Below are 7,615 nucleotides of genomic sequence, written 5' to 3' on the forward strand. Positions count from 1 at the left end.
GCGATGCGGTCGCGGTGCTTGGGGTCCATGTTCGCCTGGATCTTGAACACGAAGCCCGTGAACTCCGGCTTGAGCGGGTCCACCTCGCCCGTGCTGGCCACGCGCGGCGTGGGCGCCGGCGCCAGCTCCAGGAACCGGCGCAGGAACGGCTCCAGGCCAAAGTTCGTGAGCGCGCTGCCAAAGAACACGGGCGACACCTCGCCGGCCAGGAACGCCTCGCGGGTGAACTCGCCGCCGGCCATGTCCAGCAGCTCCAGGTCTTCCAGCAGCTGGTTGAGCGCGCTCTCGGGAATGGCTTCCTGGATGTGCGTGTCGTCCAGCGAGCCCGTGAACTGGTCGATGCGGCTCTGGCCGTGGTCCTCGCCGCGCTCGAACAGGTGCACGAGCGTGGTGGCGCGGTCGTACACGCCCACGAAGCGGTCGCCCTCCACGATGGGCCACATCATGGGGTAGCAGCGCATTCCCAGCTCGCGCTCCACGTCGTCGATGAGCTTGAGCGGCGACTCACCCGGCCGGTCGCACTTGTTGACGAACGTGAACACGGGCGTGCGGCGCAGGCGGCACACCTCGAACAGCTTGCGCGTCTGCTCCTCGACGCCCTTGCGGTTGTCCAGCAGCATCACGGCGCTGTCGGCGGCCATGAGCGTGCGGTACGTGTCCTCGCTGAAGTCCTGGTGGCCAGGGGTGTCCAGCAGGTTCACGGCGCGGCCGTCGTACTCGAACTGCAGGACGGAGGAGGTCACGGAGATGCCGCGCTCCTGCTCCATCTGCATCCAGTCGCTGGTGGCGTGCCGTGCCGCGCGCCGCGCCTTTACGCTCCCCGCCAGGTGGATGGCCCCGCCGTAAAGCAGCAGCTTTTCGGTAAGGGTGGTCTTGCCCGCGTCGGGGTGGCTGATAATGGCAAAGGTCCGCCGCCGGCGGACCTCTTCGCTCAAACTGCTCATGGTCGGCTCTTCGGGATCATGGTCCAGCCGCGGAATTTAACACCACGAAGGGCCGACTTCAACGCGTGTCGCATTCCGTGGATGGGGAAGGACGGGCGCCGGCCGGGGGAGGAGGGATCGCGCGGCGGGCGAGCGCCCCCCATCCCCGACCCTTCCCCCATAAACGGCATGGGGGAAGGGAGAACTTCGTCGCGGCATGCGGATGGCTCGCGCCGGGAGCAAGCCGCCCCTCTCCCGGCCTCCCCCCGCTCGTGCCTCGCGGAGAGAGGAGACCAGATCGTGGTCGCTGAGCCTGGAGCGGATTGGTGAAGGATCTCTCGCCCGCGGAGGGCCCCCTCCCCCCGACCCCCTGCCCCGCTTCGCGGGGGAGGGGGAGAACTGAGGGGTCTATCCGCGGGCGGGTTGATCGATGATCGGCATTGCCCAACGCGCGCGGCGAGGGCGCTGTATTGTGTCTGCACGGGACGCGGCGGACGCGTTCCCCGCCCCCCACACTCCACGGAGGACGACGATGGCGCACAAGCACGTGTTCCCGGTCCTGATGGCGCTCGCGGCCCTCGCCGCGTGCGACGGAGGCTCCCCCACCGGCGGCGACTCCACGTCCGCGCTTACCCAGGCCGAGGCGCAGGAGCTGGCCTACGCCTGGGACGGCGTGGGCGCCGATGTCATCGACGGCTCCGGCGGCCCCAGCGCGGCCCTGCTCCCCGGCTCCGTCGCGCGGGCCACGAACACCACCACGTTCACCAGCACGCGCGCGTGCCCGTCCGGCGGCACGGCCACCGTGCAGGGCACTCGCGAGGCGACGAGAGACGGACAGGGCGGCGGCAGCGTCTCGTTCAGCGCCACGCGCACGGACGCCGCGTGCACGTTTCCCGCGCGGCGCGGCCCCGAGGGCGGCACGCTGACCATCACCACGACGCCGGCCGTGCAGCTCACCTCGCAGCAGACGTGGACTGACGGCCAGCCGGGCACCCGCACGAGCACGCAAAAGGGCAGCTTTGACTGGACGCGCTCCGGGGGCGCGAGCGGCTCGTGCACCGTGGACCTCACGGCCACCTGGACGCCCGCCACGGGCACTCACACCGTGCGCGGCACCTTCTGCAACCGCACCGTGGACGTGACCCGCACGCGCACGCGATAGCGCCGGGCATGCGGACGGATCACGCCGGGAGCGACCCGCCCCTCTCCCGGCCTCTCTCCGCTCGTTCCTCGCGCAGAGAGGAGACCAGATCGTGGTCGCTGAGCCTGGAGCGGATTGGTGAAGGATCTCTCGCCCGCGGAGGGCCCCCTCCCTCCGACCCCCTGCCCCCGCTTCGCGGGGGAGGGGGAGAACTGCAGCCCCTCCACGGGTTCGGCTTCGCGCGCAGCGCTCGCCCTGTGACAACCCCTCCCCCGAAGTTGGGGGAGGGGTCGCCGGCCGTTGCGAGGAACGAGCAAGAAGGCCGGCGGGGGAGAGGGCCCCGCGTCGCGCAGCGACGCGCCTTCCGTCTCACAGTCCTTCGCCTTCCGGTCCTCCGCCCATCCGCATCCCTTCCCCTCTCGCGTCCTTCTCCCCTCCGCCGTCCCGCTCCCGCCTCCCGCCCTCACCGCACGAGTGACATCACCACCAGCGCGGCGATGACGGCGACAACCGCGATCAGCACCGCGCGGCTGCGGACCATCCACCCGCGCAGCGTGGGCCCGGCGGCGCGCGCGATGCCGGCCAGGATCGCGTACTTGAGCCCGCGGCCGATCATCGAGAACAGCACGAACGTCCCCAGCCCGATCCCCGACGCGCCCGCCACGATGCCGTACAGCACGTACGGAACCGGCGTGTAGCCGGACGTCACGAGCGCCAGCGCGGCGTTGTCGCGGTAGGCGGCGCCCACGGCATCCACGCGGTCTGCCAGCCCGTACGAGGCCAGCACCCGCGCGCCCACCCGGTCGTACAGCCACGCGCCCAGCGTCCACGCGATCAGCCCGCCGGCCACGCTGCCCGCCGCCGCCACGGCCGCCAGCGCCCACGACCGCCGCGGACGCGCCAGGGCCAGCGCGGCGTACAGCGCCTCTGTGGGCGCCGGGAACACGCATCCCTCCACCACGGCGAACACGAACAGCAGCGCCGGCGCCGCGGGATGCGCCGTCAGCCGCGTCCACCGCCCCACTGCCTCGTCCTCGTCCGCCGACGACTCCGCGGCCGCCTCGCTCATCCCGTCGCGCGCCTGTTGTTCATCCGCATCCATCCGCCCAAACGAACCCCGCACGAGAACGGAGTCAACGGTTGAACGACCCCGTTGACTCCGCCAAGCCGTGCAAGAATGCGTTTTTTCAGGCGATGCGGACGGCGGGACGGGCCCCGCGGCGGTTGCGGGCCTTCTCGTCGTACATGGCGCGATCGGCGCGCTCGATGGCGTCGGCGATCTCCTCGGCGCCCGCGTAGTCCGCCGCGCCCAGGCTCACCAGCAGCTCGCGCGACGCGTCCGCGCCCTCGTTGGCCTCCTGGAACGCCGCGCGGATGCGGGGAAGCATGTCCTCCGCCAGCGCGCCGGGAAACAGGACGAGGAACTCGTCCCCGCCCCAGCGATACACGCGGTCCGTGGGGCGGATGCTGCCGCGCACGGCCTCCACCACCCGCCGCAGCAGATCGTCGCCGGCGGCGTGGCCAAAGGCGTCGTTCACGGCCTTGAGGTTGTCCATGTCCAGCATCACCGCCGTCCCGAAGCGCGCGCCCACGGCCTCCAGCCCCACGCCCTCGTCGTACGCGCGGCGGTTGAGGGCGCCCGTGAGCGGATCGTACAGCGACACGCGCTTGAGGCGGTCGTGCGCCAGGGCCAGCTGCGCGCGGGCGTCGTCGGCCTCGCGCTTGGCATCCTCCAGCAGCAGCACCACCATCCCGAAGCCCAGCAGGATCTGCAGCAGCAGGTCCAGGTAGCTGTTGTACTGCAGCAGAAAGTCCAGCGACCCCGCCGGCTCCCGGAGCGCGGGGATGCCGTCGCGGGCAAAGGCGAACGCGTACGCCAGCCACAGCACGGCAATGAGGCCAAAGAACGTGCCCGTGGCCCGGCTGCCCATGGTGGACCGCGACTGGGGCAGGCGCAGCAGCAGCCACGCGCACAGGATGAACGGCCCGGCGATGAGCGGCGCCTGCAGCAGCATCACCCCGTTGAGCAGCACGCCGGGGAGGAACGCGGTGACGGTGGCGTAGACGAGGATGAGGGGAATGGCCCGCCGCAGGAAGTCGCGGGGGCGCACGCCGCGCACGTAGTTGAGGGTGCCGGCCACCAGGTGCGCCACGAAGACGAGCTTGCCGCCCTGGTACAGCAGGTTGGCGCCGCGCACGGCCAGCGTGTCGCCCGCGGGCAGCAGGGAGCCGTACTGCAGCACCACGCCCAGCAGGGCCGCCAGCAGCCAGTACCAGGCGCGCGTCCACTCGCGAAAGTACGGCTGGGGACGCGGATGGCTGCGCCGCAGGGCCGTGAACAGCCCCGCGAGCAGGAACGCGCCGCCGGTCTGCGTCCACAGCCCGATGGCGGATACGAGTGCGCCGACGTCTTCGGGAAACATGGCGTGGCGGACGGGGAAAGATGCGGAGAGCGCGGCGGCCCGGCGGGTGGGAGGCCCGGGCCACCGCGGGGCGGGACGGACGTCAGCCGCCGTGCAGGCGGCGCTGCTCCTTGCGCTCCAGCTTGGTGCGCTGGCGGGCGTCGCGGGGCCGCTCGCCGGGGTAGCGGACGCTGACCTCCACGCCGCCCATCAGCGCGAACCCGCCGATGCGCAGGATGGGCGCGTCGGGGTCCGTGGGCGGGGGCGCGTAGCCCGTCTGCCCAAAGCCGCCCATGAGGGCAATGCCGTTCATGTCCACGTGCACGCCCGGGGGCACGATGATCTCGGCGCCGCCCATGATGGCGAACACGTTGACCTCGGTAACGCCCGGCGGCAGCCGCGCCTCGCGAAAGTCCAGCTCCGCGCCGCCCATCAGGGCCAGCACGAACGTCTGCCGGGCGGGCGTCCACACGCCCTTCTTCTCCGCCCCGCCCATGATGCCCACGATCACCTGCCGCTCGGCCACGTGCTGGCCCGTGGCGGGGCTCACGTACGTGCGCGGGGCCGAGACGGGCGGCGCGCCGGGGCGCACGGCGGGCAGGTCGCTCACCAGCGCGCGCAGCTCGTCGGGCGAGGCGGCCTGGTGCGCGCGGTCCAGGCGCTCCTCCAGCGCCTCCACGGACAGGTTGTCCGCGGCAAAGTGCTCGGCCAGCTGGGCGATGACGGACTGCCGCGTCTGCTCCAGGGGGACGGGCACGGACGCGGGAAAGGGCTGCGACATGGCAGGATACCGCCAGAGGGGGGCGCCGGGGCGCCGTTGTACAGACCCGCAATTGTATGCGGGGCGTGCCGGACGGGCAAGCGCCATCGGCAGCGGGAACAAACCTTGGGCACGCGCGTTGCTTACTTCGTGTTCAACGGGTACCCCCGCAGGTTCGTTTCAACCCCAGGAGACACACCCATGTTCAAGAGGCTCATGACGATGGCCGCGCTGGCCCTTACGCTTGGCGCCGTGGCCTGCACCGCCGAGGTGGAGGAAGAGGGCAAGCTGCCGGACGTGGACGTCAAGGGCGGCGAGATGCCCAAGGTGGACGTGGACCCGGCCAACGTCGAGGTGAGCACCGACACGCAGACGGTCGTCACCCCCGAGGTGAACGTCACGCCCACCGAGGGCGACGACAAGTAATCGGCGATCGGCCTTCGATCGGCGGCGTGCGGCCCCGGCGGATGCGTTCCGCCGGGGCCGCGCGGCGTTTCTGGCGCCCCGGCGTGGGGCCGTGGTATCATCCGCGCGGGCGGTTTCCGCAGGACGCTTCAGATCCCCCTCCGCACGGACATCCCCATCATGCACCCATTCATCCGCCGCATCATCGTCCCCGCGTGCGCGCTGGCCGCCGCAGCGCCCGCGCACGCCCAGCCCGCCGACGCCTCCGCGCTGTCCGGCCGCTGGACGGGCACGTACGAGTGCCCGCAGGGAGTCACCGCGCTGGACCTGGACCTGCGCGGCAATGCGTACGGCATCGTCCAGGGCACCTTTCAATTCTCGCCCACGCCGGAGAACCCGGAGGTCCCCGCGGGCAGCTATCCCGTGATGGGCCGGTTCACGGGCGCGGCGCTGGTGCTGCGGCCCATCGACGCGCGAGAGATGCCGGCGGGCTACGGGCCCGTGGGCATCCAGGCGACGGTGAACGGACGGCGGATGGCGGGGCTGATCCTGGGCCCGGGCTGCGGCGCCATGGCGGTGACCCGCGCGCAGTCCGCCGCGCCGGACGCGCCCCTGCCGGGCGGGTACGGGCAGCAGCGCTGGGAGGTGATCGGCCAGAATGAGCGCGAACGCCTGTCCGTGGAGGTCGCCCCCGATACGATGGGGACGCACGTGACGCGCGCCTGGATGCGGTGGGAGGCGCTCCAGGACAACCCCGAGAACGGCGACCAGGCGGGCACGGAGACGAACTGGGAGGTGGAGATGGACTGCGAAGGGGGGCTGGTGCGCGTGTGGCGCCTGGTGCAGTACGATCCCGAGGGCCGGATCGAGTTCCTTGAAGACTCCGCGCCGTACACGTGGGAGGCGATCAACGAGAGCTCGCTCTTCGACTTCGTCTTCGAGCACGTGTGCCGGGGCGGGATGCTGCCGGAGAAAGGGTAGCCGCTCCCCGCGCGGCGCGCACCGACCCGAATCCGGCCGCCGTTCCGTTCCGCACTTTCGCACTTTCGCACTTTCGCACTTTCGCACTTTCGCACTTTCGCACTTTCGCACTTTCGCACTTCGCACTTTCGCACTTCGCACTTCGCACTTCGCACTTTCGCACTCTCGCACTCTCGCACTTTGTCTCCCTGGCAGATCTGGATCGACACGGGCGGCACCTTCACGGACTGCCTGGCGCTTCACCCCGGCGGCGTGCTGCGGCGCGCCAAGGTGCTCAGCAGCAGCGCGCTGCGCGCCGTCGTACGCGCGGTGGAATCGGCGGACACGCTGCGCATCGCCGAGGAGTGGGGCGCGGCGCCGGGCGTGGTGGACGGGCTGGAGATGCGCGTCCTGGGCATGGACGCCGAGCCGGCGCGCATCCGTGACTACGATCCGCGGACGGGGCGGATGCGGCTGGAGCGCGGGATGGATGGCGTCCGCGCGGGCGCATCCGTCGAGATCCGCTCGCCGGAAGAGGCGCCCATCCTGGCCGCGCGCCTGGTGACGGGGACGCCCTTCGGCGCGGCGCTGCCGCCGCTGGCCATGCGCCTGGCGACCACGCGCGGCACCAACGCCCTGCTGGAGCGGCGCGGCGCGCCCACGGCGCTGTTCATCACCCGCGGGTTCGGGGACCTGCCGCGCATCGGCACGCAGCAGCGGCCGGACCTGTTCGCGCTAGACGTGCGCCGCCCCGACCCGCTGTACGCCGAATCGGTCGAGGTCGTGGAGCGCCGCGCGGCGGACGGCGCCGTGCTCGTCCCCCTGGACGCGGCGGACGCGCGCGCGGCGGCGGAGCGGCTGGCGGCGGACGGAATCCGCTCGGCGGCGGTGGCGCTGGCGCACGCGTTCCGCGACCCCGCGCACGAGCGGGCGCTGGCGGACGCGCTGCGCGAGGCGGGGTTCGAGCACGTCTCGCTGTCGTCCGAGCTGGCGCCGTTCATCGGGCTGCTGGCGCGGGCGGAGA

General features: G+C 72.1%; 8 protein-coding genes. 4 read left to right on the top strand and 4 right to left on the bottom strand.

Features of this window, described 5'->3' with window-relative positions; all coding sequences use genetic code 11:
* Window positions 1-944: peptide chain release factor 3 (locus VFZ20_RS20155; protein ID WP_329685736.1), on the bottom strand; the 944-nt coding region annotated here is incomplete at its 3' end.
* Between the two features lie 511 nt (window positions 945-1,455).
* On the opposite strand from VFZ20_RS20155, the gene VFZ20_RS20160 reads away from it, so the two are divergent.
* Complete coding sequence (locus tag VFZ20_RS20160) at window positions 1,456-2,085, top strand: hypothetical protein (RefSeq protein WP_329685737.1); 630 nt, start codon at window positions 1,456-1,458, stop codon at window positions 2,083-2,085.
* Window positions 2,086-2,527: 442 nt separating this feature from the next.
* On the opposite strand, the gene VFZ20_RS20165 is transcribed toward VFZ20_RS20160, so the two are convergent.
* The 3 genes from VFZ20_RS20165 to VFZ20_RS20175 form a co-directional block, all read right to left on the bottom strand.
* Complete coding sequence (locus VFZ20_RS20165) at window positions 2,528-3,133, bottom strand: YqaA family protein (RefSeq protein WP_329685738.1); 606 nt, start codon at window positions 3,131-3,133, stop codon at window positions 2,528-2,530.
* Between the two features lie 118 nt (window positions 3,134-3,251).
* Complete coding sequence (locus VFZ20_RS20170; protein ID WP_329685739.1) at window positions 3,252-4,487, bottom strand: GGDEF domain-containing protein; 1,236 nt, start codon at window positions 4,485-4,487, stop codon at window positions 3,252-3,254.
* 82 nt (window positions 4,488-4,569) lie between these two features.
* The gene (locus tag VFZ20_RS20175) at window positions 4,570-5,247 is read right to left on the bottom strand and encodes a DUF1707 SHOCT-like domain-containing protein (RefSeq protein WP_329685740.1); all 678 of its coding nucleotides are present in this window, start codon (window positions 5,245-5,247) and stop codon (window positions 4,570-4,572) included.
* Between the two features lie 180 nt (window positions 5,248-5,427).
* Here VFZ20_RS20175 and VFZ20_RS20180 point away from each other — a divergent pair, with 180 nt between their 5' ends.
* The 3 genes from VFZ20_RS20180 to VFZ20_RS20190 all read left to right on the top strand — a co-directional run.
* On the top strand, window positions 5,428-5,652 hold the full coding sequence (locus tag VFZ20_RS20180) for a hypothetical protein (protein WP_329685741.1): 225 nt from the start codon (window positions 5,428-5,430) through the stop codon (window positions 5,650-5,652).
* A gap of 159 nt (window positions 5,653-5,811) precedes the next feature.
* Window positions 5,812-6,612: a hypothetical protein gene (locus VFZ20_RS20185; protein WP_329685742.1), complete on the top strand. Its 801-nt coding sequence runs from the start codon at window positions 5,812-5,814 to the stop codon at window positions 6,610-6,612.
* A gap of 180 nt (window positions 6,613-6,792) precedes the next feature.
* On the top strand, window positions 6,793-7,615 hold an 823-nt coding region (locus VFZ20_RS20190; RefSeq protein WP_329685743.1), incomplete at its 3' end, for a hydantoinase/oxoprolinase N-terminal domain-containing protein.

Origin of the sequence: Longimicrobium sp. (genome assembly GCF_036280135.1) — a bacterium.
In the GTDB taxonomy this organism is placed as follows: domain Bacteria; phylum Gemmatimonadota; class Gemmatimonadetes; order Longimicrobiales; family Longimicrobiaceae; genus Longimicrobium.